The organism is Streptomyces sp. NPDC005791 (assembly GCF_042871485.1).
In the GTDB taxonomy this organism is placed as follows: domain Bacteria; phylum Actinomycetota; class Actinomycetes; order Streptomycetales; family Streptomycetaceae; genus Streptomyces.
Window position 1 is genome coordinate 125,322 of the sequence record NZ_JBIAIP010000006.1, and the last position, 24,590, is coordinate 149,911.

Genomic DNA, 24,590 nt, shown 5'->3' on the forward strand with positions numbered 1-24,590 from the left:
GCGGTGGAAGGCCACCGGACCGGGGACCAGAAACGCATGTGGTGGGGGACGGCCGAGGGTCACTCCTTCGCCGCTCGCTGTTCCTCCTGATGTCCCTGTGGCCCCCTGGTGCCTCCCACCGCGCCCGGTCATGCTGTCCGCCGACAGCTCTTTCCGCGCGCAATCCGCTCTGCACCAGGAGGATTTGTGGGCCCTGGCACCTTCCGCGGCACTCTGCGGCCACTCGTGTTGCTGACGACGGTGGTGGCGACGGCGGCCGGTGCCGTCGCACCCGCCGCCGCCGACCCGACCCCGGATCCCCGCCCGCACACCACCGCCGAGATCCTCAGACCCGTCGCCCCGCCGGCCGCGAGCGGCGCTTCCGGTGCGGCGAGATCCGTCGTGGACGGCGACGGCATCGAGACGGCCCGTACCTCCCGCCCCATCGCCCCAGGTGTCCGTCTCCACTCGTACGACCGCCTCGAATCCGACAAGTGGCTGCGGGTCGACACCCTCTCGGTCGATCTGGACGGCAGCGGAGTACGCGCCGACTACCTGTCCTCGGGCAAGGTCGCGGACCGGCACACGGTCTCCGAGCTCGCCGCCGGGCACGACCCGGGGAAGGGCCGCCGTACCGTCGCCGCTATCAACGCGGACTTCTTCGACATCAACCAGACCGGAGCGCCCCAGGGCCCCGGGGTCAAGGACGGAAGGACGGTCCACTCCCCGGCCCCGGGCGTCCACCGGGCGGTGGGCATCGGGCCGCAGGACGCGGGCCGCGTCCTGGAGCTGTACTTCGACGGCACGCTGACCCTCCCCTCGGGCACGCACCCGCTCGCCGCCTACAACGCGGCGAACGTACCGGCCCAGGGTGTGGGCGCCTACACCTCCGCGTGGGGCGGCGCCGACCGCGCGCTGACCGTCGACGCCGCGCGGCCCGTCGTCGAAGTGGCCGTGCGCGACGGCAAGGTCGCCTCGGTGTCGGGCACCCCCGGGTCGGGGCCCGTGCCCGAGGACACCGTGGTGCTCGTCGGCCGGGAGGCAGGGGCGGGGCTGCTGACCGCGCTGGAGCCCGGTGACCCGGTCGGCATCGCATACCGGGCGCGCGCCGGCACCGGAGCCGTCCCGCGCACCGCCGTGGGCGGCCGGGAGCTGCTCGTCGTCGACGGGACGGCGCAGAATCACGACGGCGAGGGCAACAACACCGCGGCGCCCCGTACCGCCGTCGGGTTCTCCAAGGACGGCAGGACCATGCAGGTCATCACCGTCGACGGCCGCCAGAGCGACAGCGGCGGCGTCACCCTCACCGAACTCGGCGAGATGATGCGCGGGGCCGGTTCGTACAGCGCTCTGAACCTCGACGGCGGAGGGTCATCGACGCTCGTCGCCCGTGAGCCGGGCAGCGACTCGCTCCAGGTCGAGAACAGCCCGTCCGACGGCAGCGAGCGCACCGTCCCCAACGGTCTCGCCCTGACGGCCCCCGACGGCAGCGGGCGGCTCGAAGGGTTCTGGGTGGAGACCCGTACGCCGGCCGGTGCCGCCCCCGGTGACGACCCGGTCGCCGGCGGCCACCCCGAGCGGGTCTTCCCGGGCCTGACCCGGCTGCTGACCGCTGCCGGATACGACGAGACGTACGGCCCCGCCGCCGGCTCCCCGCGCTGGCGTGCCGTCGGCCCGGCGGTCGGCAGCGTCGACGACCGGGGGACGTTCACCGCCCGCCGCAGCGGCACGACCGAAGTCCGGGCGGAACGCGCAGGGGTCCACGGCGGGACCCGGCTCACCGTCCTCGACCGGCTGGCCCGTATCCGGCCCACCAGCGCGCGCGTCGGCCTGGCGGACGAGGAGGCCACCGGCGGCTTCGGCATCGTCGGATTCGACGCCCACGGGACGAGTGCCCCCGTCGAGCCCGGGGACATCACACTCGACTTCGACCGTACGCGGTTCGCCGTCGCCGACGACGGCCGGGGATCCTTCACCGTCAGGTCTCTCACCGGCCCGGGAGCCGGGCAGATCAAGGCCACCGTGGCAGGCGTCAGCACGACCCTCACGGTGAGCGTCGGCCTCACGCAACAGCCCGTGTCGGACTTCGAGGACGCCGGGTCCTGGAGGTTCAGCCAGGCCCGCGCGGACGGTTCGCTCGCCGCGACGCCGGACGGGCACACCGACACCGGGCTCCGGCTCACCTACGACTTCACCAGGTCGACGGCGACGCGTGCCGCCTACGCGGCCCCGCCTCAGCCCGTTGTCGCACCGGGCCGGCCGCAGGCGTACACCCTCTGGATCAAGGGGGACGGCAACGGCGCCTGGCCGACCCTCCACCTCAAGGACGGTGCGGGCTCCGACCAGCTGCTGCGGGGACCGTACATCACCTGGACCGGTTGGCGGCAGGTCACGTTCGCCGTGCCGCCGGGCGCGGCGACGCCGCTGTCGGTGTACCGCTTCTACCTCGCCGAGACGGCAGCGGCCCGGCAGTACACCGGTGAGATCGTCATCGACAGCCTGACCGCCCAGGTCCCGCCCACCGTCGAGCTCCCCGAAGAGACGGAGAACGCCGACCCGTTGATCGACACCGCCGCGGTGACCGAGGGCAGGGACTGGCAGTTCGCGGTGATGTCGGACGCCCAGTTCGTCGCGCGGGAACCGGACAGCGCCATCGTCCGGCAGGCCCGCCGCACCCTGCGGGAGATCAAGGCGGCGCACCCCGACTTCCTGGTCGTCAACGGGGACCTCGTCGACGAGGGGTCACCCGCCGATCTCGCCTTCGTCCGGCAGGTCCTCGACGAGGAGCTGGGCGACTCGCTGCCGTGGTACTACGTGCCGGGCAACCACGAGGTGATGGGCGGGAAGATCGACAACTTCATCGCACAGTTCGGTCCTGCCCGACGGACGTTCGACCACGAGGGCACCCGGGTCATCACACTCGACACATCGAGTCTCAGCCTGCGCGGCGGTGGCCTCGCCCAGATCAAGGAGCTGCGGGCCCAGCTGGACGCGGCGGCGGAGGACCGGTCCGTCGGCTCCGTCCTGCTGATCGAACACGTCCCCCCGCGCGATCCGACCGTGCAGAAGGCCAGTCGGCTGAGCGACCGCAAGGAGGCCGCCCTCGTCGAGCAGTGGCTCGCCGCCTTCCGCCGTACGACGGGTAAGGGCGCGGCCCTCATCGGCAGTCACGTCGGCGTCTTCCACGCCTCGCGCGTGGACGGGATCCCCTACCTGATCAACGGTAACTCCGGAAAGGCTCCGGCCGGCCCGGCGGACGAGGGAGGCTTCACCGGCTGGACCATGATCGGTGTCGACCGTGTCCGGCCCGGCGAACAGGCCACAGCCCGTCGGCAGCCATGGCAGGGAGGGCCGGACTGGATCTCCGCACAGACCCGCGCCCACGTCGACTCGCTGGCCCTGGACGCCCCCTCGGCGCTCGTCGCGGGGGAGCGCGCGAAGGTCAGGGCCCACGTCACCCAGGGCACACGGACCGCTGCGGCGGCATTCCCGCTCAGCGCGGACTGGACCGCCTCCCCGAACGTCCACATCGGGAAGGCGGACGGCGCCCGGCGCCGCCACGTCGCGACGATGGACCCCGCCACGGGCGGCCTCGCCGCGCTCCGGCCGGGAACCGTCACGCTCGCGGTGACCGTCAACGGCGTCACCCGCCAGGTGCGGATCCAGATCGCGGCCGGGGCGGTGGCACCCGCTGCCTGACGCCCCGACTCCTGGACCAGGCCCGGCGACGGCCGGGGGCGGGGCTCCTCCCTGCCGCCCGGCCGGACGGTCACACGGCGGTCGAGGGCATCCCGTTCAGGTCGGCCGACCGCCGGACACAAGTGACGTGCGCCGTGGTTCGGTCGGGGCTTAGAGTCGTACTCCCTGCGGCAGTCGGAAGGGGAGACGCGTGGAGACCGTGGCAGTGGACCTTCTCATGGCCCTGGCGAGCGGCACCGCCGGGGCCGCCGGACAGAACCTCTGGGAACGGCTGCGCACCCTCGCGCAGCGGTCCCCCGTCCAGCGGCCCGACGCCACGCAGGGCGACGGCGAGCCGGCGGTGGGCGAGTTGGTCGTGGCCCTGGACGAGGACGCCTCCGACGAGCAGCGCGCCGCCCGGCTGGCCGAAGGCCTCGCCCTGCGCGCCCGCCAGGACCCGGCGTTCGCCGAGGCCCTCGCGCTGTGGCGACGGGAGGCGGAGCAGCTGCCCGCCTCGTCGACCGGCGGGGGCACCCAGCACCAGGAGATATCGGGAGGCACCCAGCACAACGTCGTCTTCACCCGCGACGTCCACGGTTCGATCAACCTGAGCTGACCGGGGGAGAGAAGGCGAGGGGAGGGGACGGGCGTGGCGGGCGGCGGGGGAAGCCGGGCGACCGGCGACGACGGCTCACACCAGGAGATCTCGGGGGGAACCCAGCAGAACGTCGTCTTCGGGCAGGTCATCGAGAACGTCCACTTCCACGGGGGTCACGACTTCCGCACGGTCCACGGTGTCGGCGGCCTCGGTCCAGGTCGCGGACCCGACCGCGGTCTCGGCACGGTGGTCCTGCAGTCCGCCGTCGTTCTGCTCGGTGTGTTCCTGCTCCTCGCCCGCCCCGGGCTCCCGCTGCCCGCGGAGTTCGACCCGGGACCGGTGACCGCCGGTTGGTCGCTCCTCGTGGGGGCCGTCGGATACGCCGCGTGGTCCAGGGTGCGCAGGGAGCGGGCCCGTCGGCGCCTGGCCGCCTGGCGCACGAAGCGCAACCTCGTCCGGGCCGCCGAGGCGCTCGCGGAGGGCCTGGCCGTTCGCTACGACCAGGACGAACGCCTGACGAGGATCAACGACCCTTACCCGCTGGACGTCGCCTGGACGACCCCGGACGCAGAGGAGGAAGGAGCGGCAGGGGAGGAACAGGAGGGGACCGACGCGGAGGAACGACGCCCGTCGGCACGCCTCGCCCCGGCGGGCATCGCCGACTACTACACCGCCACCCCCGCCCGCCGCCTGGTCGTTCTCGGCGGCGCCGGGGCCGGCAAGTCCGTGTTCGTCCTGCGCCTGGCCCACGCCCTGCTGCACCGCCGGGCCAAGGGCTCAGGAGACCCGGTGCCGGCGGTCGTGTCCCTGGCGTCCTGGGACCCGGGCCAGGGTCTGTTGCGCTGGATGGCGGACCAGCTCGCCGACGCGCACCCGGAGGCGTGCACCCCGGTGCCGGGAGCGCCCGCGGCGGACGTCGCCTTCCACCTCCTCCTCACCGGCCGGGTCCTGCCGGTACTCGACGGTTTCGACGAACTCCCCGGGGAGCGGCGGGCCGCCGCCCTCCACCAGATCAGTCAGACCATGCGCGGTCGCCGCCCCTTCGTGCTGGCCGGCAGGGAGCCCGAGTACCGCGAACACGCGCCCGACGAAGTGGACTTCGAGCGCACCGAGATCCGCCTGAGCCCGCTCGGCGACGCGACCGTACGGGCGTACCTCAGCTCCGCTCAGGCACACACCCGCTGGACACCGGTCCTGGACCGGCTCACCGACCACTCCGGCGCCGCACCGCCCGAAGTGCGGCGACTGCGCGAGGTCTTGAGCGTTCCGCTGATGGTGGGCCTGGCCCGGGCCGCGTACGCCCACACCACATCCGATCCGTCGGAGCTGCTGGATCCGGACGTGTTCGGTTCCCGCGCCGACATCGAGCGGCACCTGTACGACGCGTTCCTGGACGCCGTCTACAGCTCCTCGCACGACATGCAGGCGGCGCACGGCGGCTGGTCGCCCCAGCAGGCGCGCACCTGGATCGGTTACCTCGCCGCCCGGATGAAGGCGGCGAACGAACAGGACCTCGCCTGGTGGCGTCTGGACGAGACCCTGCCCCGGTTCGTGGCCGTCCTCGTCCTGGTACCGGCGCTCCTCGTCGGCACGCTGTCGGTGGCGGGCCTCACCTTCGGCCTGCCGTGGTGGCGGTGGCAGCCGCTGCCGTCTCTGCCCGGCGCGTACGCGATGCTCTGCGCGCTGGTTCTCGTCGCGGAGGCGGCTGTTCGCACCGTGGGGCGGCAGGAGCCGCCACGCAGGCTGCACCGGCCCGACCGGGACGACGGCCGGGAAGCGTTCGCCGAGTGGCCGGACCGGGCGCGGGCGGTCCTGGCCGCCATCGCGCTCGCCGCCGCGGGCACGGCCGCCTCGCGCTGGGGCGGCTCGTGGATCTTCCCCATGATCTACGTCTCCGGCGTGGTGGTGTGGTGGTACGGGCGCCGGATCCTGGGACGCGTGTGGCGCCTCGCCGATCCGGCAGTGGCCGACACCCCGGCCGCCCTCCTGCGAGCGGACCGGCGAGGCGTGCTCACCCTGGGATGGTTCCCCTCGCTCCGCCCGGACAACGAGGCGACACCACTGCGGTACGTCCTCCTCCTGCCGCCCGTGATGCTGCTGTCCTGGCAGTTCATCGGAGGCGGCAGGGACGTCGTCACCGGTCGCGACTGGGCGCTGATGGCCGTGGAGATGTCGGTGTACTGGCTGCTGTTCTCCTTCGGCTTCTCCGCGTGGGGCGGGTTCACCATGGCCCGCCTGTACTTCTGGGCCACCGGCCGGCTGCCCTGGCAGCTCCTGTCGTTCCTGGAGGACGCGCACGCCCGCGGGGTACTGCGACAGGCCGGCGGCGTCTACCGGTTCCGGCACATCGAGCTGCGGGACCGTCTCGCGCGCGGCGTGCCGGCAGAGGTGCTCGTGCGGCCCCGGGCAGCCCCCGGACGGGTTCGCCGGGCTGTGGCCATGGTGCTGGTCCTCGCGGCCTCGGGCGGGCAACTCGTGGTGGGCTCCGGTGCGGTGCTCGCCGAGCGCCTGCCGGGGCCGGTCCGATCGCTGCCCGCCGCCTGCGAGCTCCTCGACCCGGCGGACCTGACGCGGCTGATGAAGGACCCCGCCGAGGTGGGCGCCGCCGACGGCGCGTCGTGCTCGGCGGGCGAGCAGGCGCCGTTCAGCCGCAACGTGTCCATCGGCGTCCACAGGAGCCTGGGCATCGGCGACGGCATCGTCCTCAGCGGAACCGAGCGGGCTCAGACCCGCTACGTGGAGTTACGCGACCAGGCGACGGGTCGCGCGGCGAAGGACGTGTCGCACGGCGGCTTCCACCGGGATCTCAGCGGTCTGGGCCACGAGGCGTACCTGGCTGTCCGGTCCCGTCCGGCCGCCGTGACGACCCGCATCGAGCAGCCTCAGACGACGGCCAGCGTCGGCATGCGGATCGGCAACGCCTTGATCGAGCTCGACTACACCGAGGAATTCGCCTCCGTCGAACGCGCCGCCGAGATCGTCCAGATCCTGGCCCGGCAGGCCCTCCGCCAGGCGGACCTCGCCGCGACCCGGCCCCTGGAGGAGGACCCGAAGCCGTTCTTCCGGGGCACCACGGAGCCGGCCGTCGACGGGCCGCTCGCCTCCGTCACCCCGCAGTCGGCCCTCCCCTCGAAGGACCACCGCTTCGTGTTCCACAACCGGCGTGCGGCGGGTTCGGTGTACGGCGCGACATGGCAGGGCGATGAGCGCTCCTACCTCTGGCACCTGGAATCCGTCCCCTTCGTCTTCCGCGCGCCGACGCACATGGACTGCCGGCGCGGCGAGTACATCCCCGACGACAGCACGTACACCTGCACGGCGCTGCCCGACCACGTCACAGCGGGGCTGGTCCCCGAGCTGCGCCTGGAGATCCGCAGCCTGCGGTGCGGCGAGAACTGCACCGACGAGCGGACGGCCTCATTCCTGCGCTCCACCAGAGCTCACGCCGCCACCACCTGGACGAAGCACGACGAGCGGGCGTACTACGCGGCCGACCCCGTCGGCGACAGCCGCTACCGCATGGCCATGAAACGGTCGTGGGCCTGGCAGAACAAGAGCGAAGGCACCCAGCAGGCCTTCCTGCTGTGGGTGCGCATCGAGGTGCCGTTCGAGCACCGCGCCCTGGCCCAGAAGGTCGTCAACGGCATATACGCACAGACGGGTGGCGCCGAGATCATGCAATTCCACCGAAGGAGCGCGTGATGGGGCGGTGTCTGTCTGATCCCTCGCGGGCAATCATCACTGCCGCCGTGCAGCTTCGCCGCATGGCCGGATACGGAGATCCAGAACACGGGGGCGGCCCGCTGATCAGGTCGCCCGGGCCCGCGACAGCCGGGCAGTCGCACGCGCCGGTACTCGACGACGAGCCCGCCTCGCCCTCCCGTCCACGTGTGGTCGTGCGCTGGACCATCTGACCGGGTGATCCGAGGCCGGCGGCCGAGAGACCTGCGCCGGCCGCCCCTCCCTACGGGGCGTCCGGCGCGGTCCACTCACACTTTCCGGTAGCCGTACGCGTCCGTGGCCGCCGCCTCCACGGTGTCCAGATCGCCCCCCGCCGACGCCGTCACCAGCGCGGCCACCGCACCCTCCACGAACGGCGCGTCCACCAGCCGTGCCCCGGCCGGCAGCTCGTCACCCTCCGCCAGCATGGCCTTCACCGTGAGCACCGCGCTCCCGAGGTCCACGAGCAGCGCCACCCCGGCGCCTCTGTCCACCGTCCTGGCGGCCGCGGCGATCAGCTCCGTACTCGTCCCCAGGCCTCCGGCCGAGGTGCCTCCCGCCGCCGCCACCGGTGCCGTCGCACCGCCGGCCGCCAGCCCCATGGCCAGCTCGACGACGGTCTCCGCCACCGGCCCGCTGTGCGAGACCAGTACGATCCCGACCTGCTTGTCCTCGCTCACGCACCGCCTCCACCGCTCGAAGCGTCGGCCTCGGCGAGAGCCCCGACCAGCAGCGCCGACGAGGCGGCCCCCGGATCCTGGTGCCCGATGCTGCGGTCGCCGAGATAACTCGCCCTGCCCTTCCGGGCCCGCAGCGGCACGGTTGCCAGAGAGCCGGCCAGCGCGGCGTCGCGGGCCTCGCCGAACGAGCGGTCGAGCACCTCGACGGCCGGGAGCAGCGCGTCGAGCATCGTCTTGTCCCCAGCCTGCGCCCCGCCGAGCTGCGCCACCGCGGCGACACCCGCACCGAGGGCCTCCGTCAGCTGACCGGGCGTCACCTTCAGAGCCTCGCCCAGAGCCTTACCGGTGCGGCGCAGCAAGGTCCCGTACAGAGGTCCGGACGCTCCGCCGACCGTCGAGATCAGTTGCCGGCCGGCCAGCGTCAGCACCGCCCCCGGGGACGCGGGGGCCTCCTTCTCGAGAACGTCGCTCACGGCGGCGAAGCCGCGCCGCAGGTTGCTCCCGTGATCGGCGTCGCCGATCGCGGCGTCGAGCTCGGTCAGCCGGTCCGCCTCACGGTCGACGGCGGCCGCGGTGGCAGCCATCCAGCGACGGAAGAAATCGGTGTCGAGCACAAGATCTCCTGTTCCATGCATATGTGGAGAGTCGCACACGGTGGACAGTCCCTTCACCGGCCCCAGCGGAGCGCGGACGTCTGTACCGGCGCGTCCCACAGCCGCACCATCTCCTCGTCCACCTGGCAGAGCGTCACCGAGCACCCTGCCATGTCGAGCGACGTCACATAGTTGCCGACCAGGGTACGAGCCACCGTCACGCCTCGCTCCGACAGCACCCGCCGCACCTCGGCATTGAATCCGTACAGCTCCAGCAGCGGTGTCGCGCCCATCCCGTTGACCAGCACCAGCACGGGACCATCGGGCCGCAGGTCCTCCAGCACCGCATGGACGGCGACGTCGGCGATCTCCCCGGACGTCATCATCGGGCGGCGCTCCCTCCCGGGCTCGCCGTGGATCCCGATGCCCAATTCCAGTTCACCCGCGGGCAGATCGAACGTCGGCGTGCCCTTCGCGGGAGTGGTGACGGAGCTCAGCGCCACCCCGAAACTCCGCGAGGACTCGTTCACCCGCCGGGCCAGGGACTCCACCCGCTCCAGCGGCGCACCCTCGTCCGCGAGGGCACCGGCGAGCTTCTCGACGAACAGGGTCGCCCCGGTGCCGCGCCGGCCCGCGGTGAACGTGCTGTCGGCCACCGCCACGTCGTCGTCGACCAGGACCCGCGCGACCTGGATGCCCTCGTCCTCGGCGAGCTCGGCGGCCATGTCGAAGTTCAGCACGTCCCCGGTGTAGTTCTTGACGACGAACAACACGCCCGCGCCGCTGTCCACCGCCGCGGCAGCCCGGACCATCTGATCGGGCACCGGCGAGGTGAAGACCTCCCCGGGACACGCCGCCGACAGCATGCCGGGCCCGACGAACCCGGCGTGCAGGGGCTCGTGCCCGGACCCGCCACCGGACACCAGGCCCACTTTCCCGGCCACCGGGGCGTCACGCCGGACGACGAGACGGTTCTCGACGTCCACGACCAGATCCGGATGGGCGGCGGCCATACCGCGGAGCCCGTCCGCGACGACGGTCTCCGGCACGTTGATGAGCATGCGCAACGGTTCCTCCTGGGAAGAGCGTGACGGCCGGCCGAGGGTGCGATCGGCCGTCGGCGTGAAATCCGGTCCTCTTGTCTCAGGTGCGTACGGCACCAGTATCGAAGAGACCCGGATGATCGGGAAGTGACGCGTCGGCCGGCCACTGCGGTTCCGCCTGCTCCTCCGCCGATCCCGTCACGCGGTACGCCTGGCAGAGGCCCTCAGTCGCGCACGCAGAGTTCGCGGTCGCGCAGCCACTGGCTGAACCAGTCGCTCAGCGGGACGGTGACGCACCAGCCGGGATCGTTCGTCACCGGCGCGGGCGCCGTCGGTGTGTCACCAGGGTAGGGAACGGGCGCCGAGGGGCCGGTGGTGTCCGGCAGCCCGCTCAGCATCTCGCGGAACACCCGGGAGGACTCGGGGTTCTCGGCGCACTGCCACACCCCGTGCGGGCAGTAGTCCGTGATCGTCTGGTACACCGGCCTGTGCCGCTCGATCCATTCCAGCATGCGGCGCATGTACCGCGGATTGTCGCCGTTGCGGAACAGTCCCCACTCCGGGAACGAGATCGGCTTGCCGTGCTCCGCCGCGAAATCGACATGCTTCTGCAAGCCGTACGGTTCGTTCACCTGCTCGTCGAAGGTCCGCGCCGGCGGCTGGTCGTAGGAGTCCATCCCGATGATGTCCACGACGTCGTCGCCCGGGTAGCACTCCGTCCAGGGCACGGCGTCCCGCCCCCTGCTCGGGGCGAAGTCGAAACGGAACTCCTGGCCGGACACGGACCGCATCGCGGTGACGATGCGCTTCCAGTACGCCTTCCACGCGACGGGGTCCGGTCCGCACCGGTGCGTGTACGTCGTGCCGTTCATCTCCCAGCCGAGGACGATCACCGTGTCGGGCACGCCCAGCAGGACCAGACGCTCGGCCAGTCTGCGGAAGTGCTCGTCGAAGCGGCCCTCGGCACCGGCCCGCAGCAGACCGCGAACCTCGTCGTCGGAGACCCGCTCCTCGTTCCGCTCCAGCATCGGTGTGTTGAGCACGAACATCCGGTTGTCGGCCGCTTGCCGCCAGGCTGCCCAGGAGGCGAGGAAGCCGGGGCGGCCCTCGATGTTCTCCCACAGGTCACCCGGCAGATAGCTGTGCCCGACGCGCAGCTCCGTACCGCCGAGCCAGCGGGACAGCTCAGCCATCCGCCGCACGCCCCTGGGCCCGTAGTCCAGATAGGCGCCGACGGCGGTCGCCCTGTCCGGCTCCGGGGCCCCCTGGGCGGCGCCCTTGCCGGCCTGGGTGTCGGTGGTGTCGTGGCCGGCGATGACCACGCCGCCGGCGAGGAGGCATAGCGCGGTCGCGCCGATGCCGAAATTGATGAGTCGGCGCTTCTCGGGCACGGCTCCTCCTTGTATGGCGGCTGGATCCGACCCTGCCGACCCTAAGGAGAAAGATTCGATATGGGGCTGTGGGCCGCCTTCGAATAGACCATTAGCGACCTGCGCAGGTTCAGAGTCGTCCGTTCGGGTGAAACATCTCGAAGGTGAAAGGAAGAGAACCGACCCGGTTGTCGAAATTGGAATCGACCAGGGCGGGTTCACTTGAAGTCCGGACGTTTCTAAGCCGCGTGAACATCTCGCGGAAGAGCGCCTTCATCTCGAGTTTCGCCAGATGTGCACCCAGACAGTGGTGGGGCCCTCCGCCGCCGTATCCGAGATGTGGATTGGGTGAGCGGGTGATGTCGAAAGCGTCCGGATCGTCGAAGACGGCCGTGTCCCGGTTCGCGGACGCGTAGAGGAGTACGACCTTCTCCCCGGGCAGAAAGGTGTGGCCGCCGAGCGTGCATCCGGTCGCCACCGTCCGGCGGAACTGGATGATCGGCGTCGAGTGACGGACGATCTCGTCGACCGCGCCGTCGGCGTAGCGGTCGAAGTCGGACTCGAGGAGGGCCCGCTGCTCCGGATGCTCGGTCAGCAGGACCAACCCGTGGGCGATCGCGTTCCGGGTGGTCTCCACACCGGCCACGAGCAGCAGCGAGAAGAACGCGCCGAGCTGCCGTGAGGACAGGGCCTGCCCGCCGACGTCCGCGCGGACGAGCGCCGAGATCACGTCGTCCGCCGGGACCTGGCGCCGCTCCCGTGCGATGCCTGCCATCTCCCACTGCATGCGGGCCAGGGAGCGCAGGCCGCGCCCCGGGACCCGCAGCCGGGCGCGGCCACGGCGCCGGACCCCGACGTACTCGGACGCCTGGTCGACGCGCGCGGCGATCACGGCCCGATGACGTACGGGGATGCCCATCAGGTCGCAGATGACCTCGAACGGCATCCGGGAGGGCGCCGCACGCATGAAGTCACCCGGGCCCTCGGCGGTCATCTCGTCCACCAGCCGCCGGGCGACGGCGTTGATGTTCACCTCGGCGGCGGCCAGCAGCCTGGGGGTGAAGGCACGGGAGATGGTCCTGCGCAGCCCCGTGTGCTCGGCGCCGTCCATGTTGACCATGGAGTTGCCGAACAGTGCCTTGGCCCAGGGCGCCGGTTCCGGAACCGTGGCGCCGGGGGCACTGGCGAAGAACTGCGGCTGCCGGCTGGCCGCCCTCACGTCCGCGTGCTTCACCAACGCGTAGAACGGCGTACGCGGCCCCGTGCGCGGGGTGAAGCGGACCGGGGCGTCGAGTTCCCTCAGCCGGGCGAACGCCGACAACCTCTCGGACCGTGGCAGCCGCCAGAACGCGGGATCGGCCAGATCGGCACCGGCCGTTCCTCGTACGCGGGCGATGGGCATTTGCGTCGGCGCGTGCATGCACAACCTCCGGGAGCTCGGACGGCCATGCTGGCCCGGCGGGCGGCGCCGGACGGCAGACACGGCCGAAGGAGCCGGAGAAATCCCACGGTCGCGTGATGCCCCGCGGATGAGAACTGTTCGCGCCTCGTCTCGTTGCCCACTCGAGCGAGAGACCTCGCACAAGCGGACAAGAGGGAGGTACACCATCATGAAACCGACCACCGGCACGCACACGGAGCCGGTCGGGGCCCTGCGGCCGGCCCGCCGCGCGGTGCTCCGCACCGTCTTCACCGCGGCCATGATCGCCGGCACCGGCGGTGCACTCGCGCCGGTCCTCCTCGAAGGCCCGGAATCCGGAGACCGGGGACAGGATCGCGACGCCGTGGGACCCGAACGGTTCTCCGAGCTGTACAAGGGCCGCGAGATCCGGGGCACCGGAGCAGTCGTCGTGGCGGCCGGGGCGCAGCCGTACACCGCCGAGGCCGGAGCCGCGGCGGCGGCGCCCGGTGCCGACGTCCGCGTCGACGGGAGGGCGCTGCACGTGATGAGGCGCGCCGACGGGAGTTATCTCAGCACCGTCAACCACTACGAGTCGTTCCCGACGCTCCTCGAGGCGGCGCGCGCGGCGGTCGACGAGCTCGGCACCGCCCAGTTGTCAGCAGCCTCCCCGCACACCATCTGAGCCGAAAGGACGAGCACGGGTGTACAGCCGCAAGAACCAGCGAGACCTCACGAGCACCGAGAAGAAACGCCTGGTCGACGCGATCCTGGAGCTCAAACGCTCGGGGCGCTACGACGACTTCGTCACCCTGCACCGGCAGTACTACGTCACCGACGCCGAGAGCAAGCCGCGGCCCGCCCACATGGCCCCGTCGTTCTTCCCTTGGCACCGCAGGTATCTGCTGGAATTCGAGGAGGCGTTGCGGGCCGTCGATCCCCAGGTGTCGATCCCGTACTGGGACTGGACGCGGGACGACACGCCGAGCGCCTCCCTCTGGGCGGAGGACTTCCTCGGCGGCAACGGCAGGCCGGGTGACCGGCAGGTCATGACGGGGGCCTTCGCCTACCGGCAGGGGAACTGGCGCATCCGCACCGGCGTCACCGACGACCCCTTCCTGCGGCGCAACTTCGGCCGGCCCTCCGCGCCCGTCACTCTGCCCGGCACGGCGGATGTGGACCAGGCGCTGAGCGATCCGCTGTACGACGCCGCGCCCTGGAACAGTGTCAGCACCACCGGCTTCCGGAACAGGATCGAGGGCTGGGGCATCACGGGGAGGCGAGGTGTGACCAACCACAACAGCGTGCACCGCTGGATCGGCGGGTCCATGGCGGGCGCCGCGTCACCCGACGACCCGGTCTTCTGGCTGCACCACGCCTTCATCGACCTGCTCTGGACCCGCTGGCAGAAGGCGCATCCCCGCTCCGGCTACCTGCCCGCCCGCACACTCCCCGCCGACGACCCGCAGCGGGACCGGATCTTCGCGTTCGATCAGCCGATGCCCCCGTGGGACGTGGCGCCCTCACAGCTCATGGACCACTCCCGGCTCTACCGGTACGTCTGAGCAGCACCGGCCGGGCCCCTGAACGGGGCCGGGCCTCCCCCCGCCGCCCGGAAGCGGAGAGGGGAGGCCCGGAGGCTTCCTCGGAGTGGATCAGTGACCCTGGTCGTACGCGCCCTTGTCCTTGTCCGACACGTTCTCGCAGGTGTTGCCGAACGCGGGGTTCAGCAGGGCGATCACGTTCACCGTGTTGCCGCACACGTTGACCGGGATGTGGACGGGCACCTGCACGACGTTGCCCGAAAGGACACCGGGGGAGTGGGCCGCGACGGCCTCCGCACCGGCGTCGGCGGTGGCCATGCCGGCACCGCCGGCCATCAGGGCACCGGTACCTGCCATGACGGCGGCCACCTTCGAGATACGCGACATCTGTTCTCCTTGTGAGGTTCGAGACCGGCTGCCGTGCGTGCGGCCGGTATGCCCTGACAACGCGAAACTCGCCAGACGGTAACGGACCGGCTCAAAACTCATCATCTCCGCTCAACTTCGGCTGATCGCCGCGAGCCCCGCCGACGGAAGCTCTTTCAACAGGCCACGCCACCCCCGCGCCGCGGGAAAACGGGACCGCACCGTTTCCGCCGCACGCTCCCGCGCGCTCACCTGGGTCTCGCGCAGCCGCAGCAGCGGCTCGAGCGAGGAGCGGGCCAGCAGCAGGCGCTGATTGACGACCGGCACGGGGCCCCAGTGATTCTTGTACTGCTCCGAGCCGCGCAGCAGACTCAGTACACCGCGGTCCAGGCTCGCGGACTCCCGCGCGAGCTCGCGCAGCAGCATCGAGGAGACGTCCACCTTCCGCTCCCTGAGCCGGGGGTCGGCGCCGTAGAGGTAACCTCCCGTCAGCTGCGCGGACCGGTACGACAGATCGGCGGCCACCACCTCACCGTCGAGCAGGAACTCCCTGACCGACGCCTCGCCGTCGCGCACCATCCGTCGGGTGGAGCGCACCAGGTGCGCGCAGAAACGGGGCCTCAGGTGCTCAGGAGTGACACCCCTGTCGAGCCATTGGAGTTCGTGCAGCCGCAGCAGGGTGCCGATCGCGCCCGCCACCCCGTGGACGGGCGCCGTGCGGCACTCGATGCCCAACGCGTCGATCCGGCGCAGCTTGGCCCTGGCCCGCTGGGCGCGCGAACGGGTCATCCGTCCGATGAGAACATCGATCGGCTCGGCCGGCAGTTCCATGCAGGTCGAGTCCGTGCGGCTGCTCCGGGCGCCGGACCATGCCTCGAACAGCAGGTGCGCCGAGGCCTCGGGCCGTACCTCCCGCAGATCCACGACCGTGTGCGCGGCCGCCCGGTGGAGCCCGCGCTCCAGTGCGGTGACTGCCGCACCGGTGTCCTCGCCGTCCACCAGGATGTCGGAGAAGTCGGAGATGGCTCCCCCCATCGGCACCAGCAGAGGCATCGGGCGGTGCACGAGCATCAGCGGCGCCGCCCCGATCAGACGTCCGCCCCGGCGCGCCAGGACGACCCTGAGCCGGCCGGGGGTCCCGTAGGAGAGCCACCACGAGTGGAGCCAGGCGTGGCTCTGGAACGGCGTGGCGGTGGGGCAGCGGCGGTGCAGCGCGTCCCATGGCGCGGCGAGGTCCGCGAAGTCCGCCAGATCCCGGCAGAGGGTGACGGTGAGCCGCCCGGAGAGGTCGGTGTTCAACGTACGAGCTCCCGTTCGTCGGCGGCGCCGCCCTGGGCGGGGGCCGGTACCTGGGCGGTGACGTCCCGGCGTCCGGGGCGGGGCCGGACGAGCAGGACGAGTCCGCCGACCAGACCGCCCGCGGAGGCGCCCACGGCTGTGCCGAGCGGCGCGGAGGGGGCGACGGGGTCCACGGGCGGTACGGCGTGCGAGAAGGTGATCAGCTTCACGCCGGTGTCCTTGGCGACGTGCCCGCTGCTCACGACCACCGCCTCGGTCACCGCGTTGGCGATGTCCGCGGCCCGGTCCCGGTCGGCCGAGGTGCCGATGACCGCGATCATCGGCGAGTCGGGGGAGGTCTCGGACCGCACGTGCGTACGCAGCTCGCGCACGGGCTCCCCCGCCGCTCCCCTGGCGTAGGTGAGCGTGGCGTCGCTGGTGGCGAGACGGCCGTACGACTGCGCGTACCCCAGGGCGGAGGCAGGGTCGACGCCCTTGCCCGCGGTGACCATCGCGTAGCTGGTCGCCGCGTACTCGGGCTGGGCGAGCATTCCGTACGAGAATCCGCAGGCGGCTCCGAGCAGGACGCCTGCGGGCAGGGGCCACCAACCGGGCCCTGCGAATGCGGGGCGGCGCCTGCGCCACCACCCGGGGACGGCAGACTGCTGCTCGGACGATTCGGTCATGGCTTCGCTCTCTCGGTCGGGGGAACAGCGGGGATGCCGACGGCCTGTGCGTAGACGTCCATGAGGCGCCGGCTGCTGAGCCTGATGTCGTAGTGCTCCACGGCGGTGGGTGCCGGCAGCCGACGGACACCGCTCTCCATGTGGCGCCGCAGCGCGGCCGTCAGCTCACGCGTGGCATCGGTCGCGCCGGACGCGGATCCGAGGCGGGTGGCGCCCGGCACCCGGGCGCCCGGAAGGTCCTCGATGGCGGGACAGGCCGCGTGCAGCACGGGCAGCCCCGCGGCCAGGGCCTCGACGACGGCGAGACCGAAGGACTCCTCTCGGGACGCCGAGACGAACGTGTCGACGGCGCTGAGCACCGCGGGGATGCCGGGAGCGGCGCCCGTGGTGCCGCACTCGCCGAGGAACCTCACCCGGCCGGTCGCACCGAGCCGGGCGGTGAGCGCGCGCAGCGGTCCGGCTTCCGGCCCGTCCCCGGCCAGGACGAGCCACGCTCCGGGGAGGGCGGCGACGGCGCGGATCAGCAGGTCGAAGCGTTTGCCGGGGACCAGCCTGCCCACGCCCCCCACGACGAAGGCGCTGTCGGGCAGGCCCAACAGGGCCCGGGTGGCGCGACGTCGCGCGCCGTCGAAGCGGAAGGCCGTCACATCGATCCCGTTGGGGACGGTATGGATGCGGGCAGCCGGTACGCCCCACTCGCGCAGCCTGCCCGCGACGGTGTCGGAGACGGCGACCGTCGCGGCCCCGAGCCGCTCGGTGCGCAGATAGAGCTCCCGGGTGCCGCGGGTGAGCGGCCGTCCCTCGATCTCCGCACGCCCCAGCGAATGCTCCGTCGACACCACGGTGGTCCCGGCGAGACGTGCCGCGATCCGGCCGTAGACACAGGCCCGGTAGAGGTGTGTGTGCACGAGGTCGTACGCGCCTCGGCGGATGAGGCGGGCCAGCCGGGGCACTGCGGCGAGGTCCCGGTTGCTCCGCATGCCCAGATCCCGGACCTGGACGCCGTCGGCGCGCAGCCCCTCCGCGACCGCTCCCGGGTTGGTGAGGGTCACGACGTCGCAGGGGACCGGCAGGTGGCGCAGCAGCAGACGCAGTTGCTGCTCGGCCCCGCCGACGCCGAGGCCGGTGATGACGTGCAGCGCCTTCACCCGGCGTCACCCGGCCGCGTGGTGCCGGCGGAGCGGTGCCGCAGCCGGTGCCGCACCTCCTTGGCCCGCAGGCGGGCACCCCGGTCGGCGTGGCTGACATGCGTGCGGGGAAGGGCGAGCGGCCCCGGGAGCGGACCGGGGACCAGGGCGCACCCGTAGGCGTATCCCGCCTGCCGTACGGACTCGACCACCCGCCGGTCGGCCGTCCCGTACGGGTAGCAGAAACCGGACGGCGTCCGCCGGAGGAGACGACGCAGCGCGTCCCGGCTGCCGTGTGTCTCCTGGCGCAGCTCCTCGTCGGACAGCGCCGTGAGGTCCCGGTGGAGCATCCCGTGCGAGCCGACTTCCATTCCGGCCGCGGCGACGGTTCGGACGCCCTCCTCGGTCAGCAGCGGTCTTCGCGGACCGAGCGGATCCCAGTCGTTGGAGCCGCCGGGCCGGCCGGGCAGGACGAACACCGTCGCCGTGCAGCCGTGAGCGAGCAGCACCGGGAGGGCCTCGTCGAGGAAGTCGGCGTACCCGTCGTCGAAGGTGAGCCCGACCAGGTCTCGCTTTCCGGAGGCCCGCGCGCGCAGCAGCGCCGCCACCCCCACGCCGCGCAGTCCGCGGCGCCCCAGCCAGGTCAGCTGCTCGTCCAGGCGGTCGGCGGAGACGGTGATGCCGTACGGATCGTCCGTGGGATCGCTCACCGAGTGATAGGTCAGGATCCACGGCCGGGACCGGAGGGGGAGCGTACGGACGCGGGGTGTCGAGGTGTCAGCGGCCATGGGGAATCCTCTGTCGGATGAGTGCCAGCAGATGCACGGCTTCGGGGGCTCTGAGCGCGAGCCCGGTGAGAAGGAACGCCGTGGGTACGAGAAGGCAGCCGGCCACCAGACCCGTCACGGGCCCGGTCACCAGGGCCGTGGCCAGCCGGCCCGCGACCGCGGCGACCGCCGCGGCGGCCGCCGGACGGGCGAGGGAGAGAGCGACCGCCCCGGCCCGTACGGCGACCGCCCGCGAGCCCAGCCCCAGGAGCATCAGCAGGGCGGCCGTGCTGATGCCGACGGCATTGGCGGCCGCGATGCCGTTGACACCGAACGGCCCGGTCAGGAGCAGTCCGGCGACGGTGGTGACCAGCAGTCCGGCGCCCATCGCGCCGAGTGGGTACCAGGTGGGCCGGCCGGCGGAGAAGAACGGCCTGCACAGGGCGCCGACCAGCGTGTGGCCGAGCAGCCCGAGCGCGTAGACCCGCATGACACCGGCCGTGGCGGCGGTGTCCGCGGCGTCGAAGGCCCCGCGCTGGAAGAGGACTGCGATGATGTGGGGCGCGCAGCCGAGCACCGTCGCCGTGCCCAGCAGCACCACGGTCCCGGCCAGGGCGAGATCCCGCTCGACCCGCCGCCGGGCGCCCTCCCGGTCCCCGGCCGCCATGGCCTGGGCGACGACGGGAAAGGTCACCGTGCAGATCATCATGGACAGCACCATCGGCAGCTGCGCGACCTTCTGCGCGTAGTTGAGGTGGGAGATCGCCCCCTCCGGCAGCGACGAGGCGAGGAACCGCTCGACGAAGACCTGCGACTGACGCCCCACCACGAACAGGACGACGGGCGCCAGCACCGTCGCGCCGAGGAGGGCGGGGCCCCGTTCCCGTGGCGCCCGCTTCCCGCCCCGCGCCGGCATCAGCCGTAGACACGTCGGGAGCAGGGTGAGGACCATCAGCAGACTGCCGACGGCCACCCCGGCGGCAGCGGCGCGCACACCCCAGGCCGAGTGCAGTGCCAGGGTCATGCCGATGATGCCGATGTTGTACGCGATGTAGACCCCGGCCGGTGCGAGGAACCGGCCGTGCGCCCGCGACGCCGCGCTGAAGTACCCCGTGATGCCGAAGGTGAGCACCGTGACGGCCGTCAGACGTGTGCAGTCGACCGCGAGCCGGGGATCGTCCAGCCCGGGCGCCAGGATGCCGACGGCCCAGGGCGCGCCCCATACCAGCAGCCCGCCCGCACAGGCCAGTGCGGCGCACAGCCGGGGAAGGGTGTCCGCCACCAGGGTGCGGACCGGATCACGCGCGTGACCGCCGGCGGCGCGGCGGGTCAGTGCCAGGCTGAACGCGGGTACGAGCAGCAGCGCCATGCCGTCCTCGATCAGCAGCGTGGCCGCCATCTCCGGCACCGTCCAGGCGATCAGGAAGGCGTCGCTGGCATGACTCGCGCCGAAGAACCGGGCGATGGCCTGGTCCCGTACGAGTCCGAGCAGGGCGGCGATCACGGTCAGCCCCCCGGCGCCGGCCGCCGCCCGCGCCAGGAAGCGCCCGGGCCGTACCGGTGCGTCGGACGCGGAAGTCCCGGCGACCGGCGCGTCCGCGGCCGGATCCGTGGCTGTCCCGTTCACGCGACGGTCGTCCTCTCCGGCTCCGCGAGCGCCCACCACGCGGCGAGGCCGAGCACGATCCCGGTCAGGACGGTGGAGGGGCCGCCGATGTCCGCGTACAGGAAGTCGACCGTCTGCCAGGTCATCAGCCCGACGGCGGCGAGACCGCAGTCGACGGTCGCGGCTCCCCGGGCCCGTGCGAGCACCAGCCTGCGCACCCCGCCCACCAGGAGCGCCGCCCAGGAACCCACCAGCGCGGTGAGGCCGATGAGCCCCTGCTCGCTGAGGATCAGCAAATACATGTTGTGGGGGGAGAGCAGCGGTTGCCTGCGGAACTCCTGTCCGGCCCCCGCCGTGTCACTGCCCGCGGAGAGCCCGATCGAGGCATGCCCGTCCCGGTGCGCCGGGAAGCCCTTCAGCCCGACGCCGGTCGCGGGCCGCTCGCGCCACATGCCCGCCGCGGCGGCCCACATGGTGTAGCGGTCGTTGACCGACCGGTCGGGCGCGCTGGTCACCTCGGTGATGCTGGTGAGCCGCTGCGAGATCATCTCCGATCCGACACCGAAACCGCCGACCAGGACGACTCCGGCCGCACCCACCACCGCCAGAGCGCGAACGGCCTGCCGGAGCCCGGTCAGCGCGATCGCCGCGAGGGCTCCCGCCGCCGTCGCGATCCACGCCCCCCGGCTGAACGACAGCGTGAGCGGGACGACCAGCAGGGCGGCGGTCAGGAGTGCCCACAGCTTCAGCCGGCGAGGCGCACCGGCGGGGGCGCGGAGCGCGTACGCGGTGGCCGCGACCAGACCGTAGCCGACGACCGTTGCCATGCCCATCACGTCACCGGGGCCGAAAGTGCCGACCGCGCGGATGTCCTGGCCCATGTAGGAGGCGCCGGAGCCGGTGACGTACTGGTGGACCCCCGTCACTCCCTGGACGGCCGCGAGCAGGACGAGCGCGCCGGTGACGGCCCGGAACCCCCAGGCGTCCTTGACCAGCAGAAGGACCGCGGCCGGCACCAGGACGAAGATCTGCAGGTACCGTACGAACCCCGGCAGCGCCGCCGCCGGGTCCGTGGCGGCGACCGTCGCCAGGGCGAGCGCCACGGCCGGCAGCCCCAGCACGACCGCCGCGGTCGGCGTGAGCGGGCGCCGCCGCAGGAACAACAGGCGGCCCACGCACACGAGGACGGCCACACCGGACAGGAGATCGGCCACCGGTACGCCGGACACGGCCCCGGCGCCCGTGCCGTCGGACGGTACGCCGACGAGCAGGACGGTCGCGATCAGCGGCAGCAGCGGCCATCGGCGGCGCCACCCGGGCGGGGACGCCTTCTCAGGGGCGGACGGCGGTGCGGGCGCCGCAGTGACGGTGAGTGTCACGGTTCAGCTGCCTCCGAGCCGGAACACCGAGCCGGCCGTGCGCGCCAGCACGCACATGTCCTGCCACAGCGACCATGTCTCGATGTAGTGGTTGTCGAACCGGGCCCGGTCCTCGATCGAGGTGTCGCCGCGCAGGCCGTGGACCTGGGCGAGCCCGGTGATGCCGACGGGCATCCGGTGCCGGGCCTGGTAACCGGGGTACGTGCGGCTGAACTGCTGCACGAAGTAGGGACGTTCGGGGCGCGGACCGACCAGGCTCATGTCGCCGCGTACGACGTTCCACAGCTGCGGCAGCTCATCGAGCGACGTCCGGCGCAGCAGCCTGCCGACACGGCTCATGCGCCGGTCCGCCGCCACGTTCCACCGGGTGGCCGACTCGTGTGCGTCCGCCGGGCGCAGGGTGCGGAACTTCAGCAGGACGAACGGCCGTTCGTGCGCACCGATCCGCTCCTGTCGGAAGAGGACCCCCGGGCCGTCGCACACGCGTACGGCCAGTGCGCAGGCGGCCATCACCGGGGAGGCCGCGACCAGGACGGCCGATGCCAGCACGGTGTCCATGGCCCGCTTCGCCCGGCCGGCCACCGGACGCGTCGGTCCGGCGTGCAGCGGATGTGCCGCGAAGCCCCACACATGGTCCGGCAGGGGCGCGATCCGGACCCGCGTGACCGCTCGCTGATCGGTGATCAGCCACACCCGGCAGCCGTGGCGCGCGAACAGGGAGAAGAGTTCCGCCCCCTCGGGCGAGGCCTCGGGCGGTGCTGTGAAGACGGCGTGCCGTACGGCGTTCTGCACGACAGCCCGGCCGGCGTCCTGCACCGACGCGAGGACCGGCAGCGGAGCGTCGCCCGTCGGCGGGCCCGCGGCCTTCTCCGCATCCGTATCCGCGTCCGCGCCCACCACCCGTCCTACCGGCCGCATCCCGTACCGCGGGTGCTCCTGCAGGACGGCGACGACCCGGTCGGCGACCGGACCGTCGCCGACCACCAGGGTGGACTGCGGATGGCGCGCGGTCGTCCACAGCCAGGAGCGGTGGACGAGGGCGCGTGCCCCGAAGCACAGCACGGTCTGCACGGCCGCCGCGCAGCCCAGCGCCACCCATCCGGTAACGCGGAGCGGGTCATGGGCGGCCACCGCCTCGGCCACCACGTACCACTGGACCACGGCCAGCCCGGCCAGCGCGGGCAGTTCCGCCAGCGCGGACGGGGACAGCCTGGTGCGGTAGAGGCCCCGGTAGGCGTGCAGGAGGAGCTGGACGGCGGCCTGCAGGAGTACGGCGACCGGTGGCCACGGCGCGGGGGCGACCAGGGCCACGGTCAGACCGAGCGCGAGCAGGTCGAAGGTCACGAGCATCGCCGGCGCCCGCCGGTGCCTGAGGCTTCGGGCGGCCCGCGGGGCCGGAGCACCGCCCTGTCCGCCGCGCGGCGGACGGATCGCGGAAGCCGCATGCCGTACGGCAGTCGCCTGCACGGCTCGGGGGGCGGGTGCACTCTCCGTCGTCATCGCTCGGTGCGCTTCCTCGTCGTGGGGCGGGACTGGCCGACAAGTTCCTCGTAGAGGCGGAGGACCGCTCCGGCGGTCTTCGTCACGTCGAAGACCGACCGGGTGCGGAGCTGAGCCGTGCGGCCCAGCTCCGCCCGCAGCCCAGGGTCACTCAGCAGAGTGGTCAGCGCCGCCGCGAGGGCCGTGGGGTCCTCGGGCGGCACCAGGCAGTGGGGCAGATGACCGGGCGGCAGGCTCTCCCTGGCCCCGTTGACGTCGGTCAGCAGGACGGGCGTGCCGCAGGCCATGGCTTCGAGGGGGGCCAGCGCCATCCCCTCCCAGCGCGAAGGGAGCACCAGGAGTTCCGCCGCGTGGATCCACGGCCGCACATCCGTGCTGGCCCCTGTGAACAGCACACCGGGGGGCGCGGCGCGCCGCAGCTCGTCCTCGTACGGCCCGTCGCCGACCAGGACCAGCCGCGCACCGCCCACCGCTGCCGTGTGCCAGGCCCGCAGCAGCACGTCCTGGCCCTTCTGCCGGCTCAGACGTCCGACGCACACCACGAGTGGTGTGCCGGCCGGGATTCCCCTGGGCAGCGCCAGCGAGGCACGCGCGGACGCGGCCACCCCCTCGCGGGCGGGCCGGAAGCGGCCGAGGTCGATGCCGTTGTGGATCACCGACCAGGCCGCAGTGATGCCCGCGCGCTGCCCGGCCCGGCGCTCGGACTCGCTGACGCAGACGATGCGGTCGCTCCACCGCGCTCCGAACCGCTCCCACGCCCTGGCCAGTCCGGCGGCCCTGCCCTCCAGTGCCTCGAACGACCATGCGTGCGGCTGGAACACCGTCGGAACCCGGCCGCGCACGGCCAGGCGGCCGGCGAGCCCCGCCTTGGCGCTGTGGGCATGGATCACATCGGGAGCGCACGCGTGGATCAGACGGTTCGCCGTGAGGACCTCCCGGCCGAGCCGGGGGCCGGGGGCGCGTTCCGCCGGCCAGGCGCACACCCGTGCCCCGGCTGCCGACACCCCGGCCGCCAGTGGTCCGCCGGGCGGGCAGGCCACGACGGGCCGGAGTCCCGCCCGGACCTGCGCCGTGACGAGGTCGGTAACGACGCGTGCGACTCCTCCGTCCACCGGCTGGACCAGGTGAAGGACCGTCAGTCGACGTTCGTCGGTGCAACTCATCTGCAGCACGCACGGCTCTCTTTCACGTGCCCCCGAAGAGCCGGTTCGCGTAAACACCGGCGGTAAGGAATATGGCGGCGGATAACAAGTGGATAAAACCGAAATGCACTGTGG

19 protein-coding genes are annotated in these 24,590 nt (G+C 72.6%); 5 read left to right on the top strand and 14 right to left on the bottom strand.

From position 1 onward, the window contains the following. The first annotated feature begins 186 nt into the window (after positions 1 to 186). From ACFYSH_RS14015 to ACFYSH_RS14025, 3 genes are all read left to right on the top strand, one after another. Positions 187 to 3,678, top strand: coding sequence for a phosphodiester glycosidase family protein (locus ACFYSH_RS14015; RefSeq protein ID WP_388752501.1), 3,492 nt, complete (start codon positions 187 to 189; stop codon positions 3,676 to 3,678). A gap of 190 nt (positions 3,679 to 3,868) precedes the next feature. After that, positions 3,869 to 4,273 carry a hypothetical protein gene (locus tag ACFYSH_RS14020; protein ID WP_359468476.1) on the top strand — a complete coding sequence of 135 codons (405 nt, stop codon included), beginning with the start codon at positions 3,869 to 3,871 and terminating at the stop codon, positions 4,271 to 4,273. Positions 4,274 to 4,306: 33 nt separating this feature from the next. Then, the gene (locus ACFYSH_RS14025; protein ID WP_359468479.1) at positions 4,307 to 7,957 is read left to right on the top strand and encodes an NACHT domain-containing protein; all 3,651 of its coding nucleotides are present in this window, start codon (positions 4,307 to 4,309) and stop codon (positions 7,955 to 7,957) included. Positions 7,958 to 8,244: 287 nt separating this feature from the next. Here ACFYSH_RS14025 and ACFYSH_RS14030 read toward each other — a convergent pair whose 3' ends face one another. From ACFYSH_RS14030 to ACFYSH_RS14050, 5 genes are all read right to left on the bottom strand, one after another. Continuing rightward, on the bottom strand, positions 8,245 to 8,655 hold the full coding sequence (locus tag ACFYSH_RS14030; RefSeq protein WP_359468481.1) for a PTS fructose transporter subunit IIA: 411 nt from the start codon (positions 8,653 to 8,655) through the stop codon (positions 8,245 to 8,247). Next, entirely contained in the window at positions 8,652 to 9,269 is a 618-nt protein-coding gene (dhaL, locus tag ACFYSH_RS14035; protein WP_359468484.1) for a dihydroxyacetone kinase subunit DhaL, read from the bottom strand. Before dhaL ends, ACFYSH_RS14030 begins: the two co-directional genes overlap by 4 nt. 53 nt (positions 9,270 to 9,322) lie before the next feature. Continuing rightward, positions 9,323 to 10,315: a dihydroxyacetone kinase subunit DhaK gene (dhaK, locus tag ACFYSH_RS14040; RefSeq protein WP_359468486.1), complete on the bottom strand. Its 993-nt coding sequence runs from the start codon at positions 10,313 to 10,315 to the stop codon at positions 9,323 to 9,325. 200 nt (positions 10,316 to 10,515) lie between these two features. Then, positions 10,516 to 11,682: a glycosyl hydrolase gene (locus ACFYSH_RS14045; RefSeq protein WP_359468488.1), complete on the bottom strand. Its 1,167-nt coding sequence runs from the start codon at positions 11,680 to 11,682 to the stop codon at positions 10,516 to 10,518. 109 nt (positions 11,683 to 11,791) lie between these two features. Next, positions 11,792 to 13,081, bottom strand: coding sequence for a cytochrome P450 (locus ACFYSH_RS14050; RefSeq protein ID WP_359468491.1), 1,290 nt, complete (start codon positions 13,079 to 13,081; stop codon positions 11,792 to 11,794). A gap of 190 nt (positions 13,082 to 13,271) precedes the next feature. Here ACFYSH_RS14050 and ACFYSH_RS14055 point away from each other — a divergent pair, with 190 nt between their 5' ends. Continuing rightward, entirely contained in the window at positions 13,272 to 13,745 is a 474-nt protein-coding gene (locus ACFYSH_RS14055; protein ID WP_359468494.1) for a tyrosinase family oxidase copper chaperone, read from the top strand. A gap of 19 nt (positions 13,746 to 13,764) precedes the next feature. Beyond that, positions 13,765 to 14,625 (top strand): tyrosinase family protein, encoded by an 861-nt coding sequence (locus ACFYSH_RS14060; protein WP_359468498.1) that lies wholly within the window; start codon positions 13,765 to 13,767, stop codon positions 14,623 to 14,625. 90 nt (positions 14,626 to 14,715) lie between these two features. On the opposite strand, the gene ACFYSH_RS14065 is transcribed toward ACFYSH_RS14060, so the two are convergent. The 9 genes from ACFYSH_RS14065 to ACFYSH_RS14105 form a co-directional block, all read right to left on the bottom strand. Further along, complete coding sequence (locus ACFYSH_RS14065; RefSeq protein WP_359468500.1) at positions 14,716 to 14,991, bottom strand: chaplin; 276 nt, start codon at positions 14,989 to 14,991, stop codon at positions 14,716 to 14,718. A 111-nt stretch (positions 14,992 to 15,102) separates the two neighbouring features. Beyond that, positions 15,103 to 16,269 (bottom strand): GNAT family N-acetyltransferase, encoded by a 1,167-nt coding sequence (locus tag ACFYSH_RS14070; RefSeq protein WP_359468502.1) that lies wholly within the window; start codon positions 16,267 to 16,269, stop codon positions 15,103 to 15,105. After that, positions 16,266 to 16,934, bottom strand: coding sequence for a lipopolysaccharide biosynthesis protein (locus tag ACFYSH_RS14075; protein WP_359468504.1), 669 nt, complete (start codon positions 16,932 to 16,934; stop codon positions 16,266 to 16,268). Before ACFYSH_RS14075 ends, ACFYSH_RS14070 begins: the two co-directional genes overlap by 4 nt. Further along, positions 16,931 to 18,082 (bottom strand): glycosyltransferase, encoded by a 1,152-nt coding sequence (locus ACFYSH_RS14080; RefSeq protein ID WP_359468507.1) that lies wholly within the window; start codon positions 18,080 to 18,082, stop codon positions 16,931 to 16,933. The genes ACFYSH_RS14075 and ACFYSH_RS14080 overlap by 4 nt, the downstream gene beginning before the upstream one ends. Then, positions 18,079 to 18,849 (bottom strand): polysaccharide deacetylase family protein, encoded by a 771-nt coding sequence (locus ACFYSH_RS14085; RefSeq protein ID WP_359468509.1) that lies wholly within the window; start codon positions 18,847 to 18,849, stop codon positions 18,079 to 18,081. The genes ACFYSH_RS14080 and ACFYSH_RS14085 overlap by 4 nt, the downstream gene beginning before the upstream one ends. Next, complete coding sequence (locus tag ACFYSH_RS14090; RefSeq protein ID WP_388752512.1) at positions 18,839 to 20,455, bottom strand: lipid II flippase MurJ; 1,617 nt, start codon at positions 20,453 to 20,455, stop codon at positions 18,839 to 18,841. The genes ACFYSH_RS14085 and ACFYSH_RS14090 overlap by 11 nt, the downstream gene beginning before the upstream one ends. After that, positions 20,452 to 21,813: an O-antigen ligase family protein gene (locus ACFYSH_RS14095; RefSeq protein ID WP_388752515.1), complete on the bottom strand. Its 1,362-nt coding sequence runs from the start codon at positions 21,811 to 21,813 to the stop codon at positions 20,452 to 20,454. The genes ACFYSH_RS14090 and ACFYSH_RS14095 overlap by 4 nt, the downstream gene beginning before the upstream one ends. Before the next feature lie 3 nt (positions 21,814 to 21,816). Then, positions 21,817 to 23,313 carry a sugar transferase gene (locus ACFYSH_RS14100; protein WP_388752518.1) on the bottom strand — a complete coding sequence of 499 codons (1,497 nt, stop codon included), beginning with the start codon at positions 23,311 to 23,313 and terminating at the stop codon, positions 21,817 to 21,819. After that, positions 23,310 to 24,485: a glycosyltransferase family 4 protein gene (locus ACFYSH_RS14105; protein WP_359468519.1), complete on the bottom strand. Its 1,176-nt coding sequence runs from the start codon at positions 24,483 to 24,485 to the stop codon at positions 23,310 to 23,312. Before ACFYSH_RS14105 ends, ACFYSH_RS14100 begins: the two co-directional genes overlap by 4 nt. Positions 24,486 to 24,590: the final 105 nt, after the last annotated feature.

Excerpts from the sequence above, each read along its gene's own strand:
- ACFYSH_RS14050 (WP_359468491.1), bottom strand. The coding sequence starts at position 13,081 with ATGCACGCGCCGACGCAAATGCCCATCGCCCGCGTACGAGGAACGGCC.
- ACFYSH_RS14055 (WP_359468494.1), top strand. The coding sequence starts at position 13,272 with ATGAAACCGACCACCGGCACGCACACGGAGCCGGTCGGGGCCCTGCGG.
- ACFYSH_RS14065 (WP_359468500.1), bottom strand. The coding sequence starts at position 14,991 with ATGTCGCGTATCTCGAAGGTGGCCGCCGTCATGGCAGGTACCGGTGCC.
- ACFYSH_RS14075 (WP_359468504.1), bottom strand. The coding sequence starts at position 16,934 with ATGACCGAATCGTCCGAGCAGCAGTCTGCCGTCCCCGGGTGGTGGCGC.
- ACFYSH_RS14085 (WP_359468509.1), bottom strand. The coding sequence starts at position 18,849 with ATGGCCGCTGACACCTCGACACCCCGCGTCCGTACGCTCCCCCTCCGG.
- ACFYSH_RS14100 (WP_388752518.1), bottom strand. The coding sequence starts at position 23,313 with ATGACGACGGAGAGTGCACCCGCCCCCCGAGCCGTGCAGGCGACTGCC.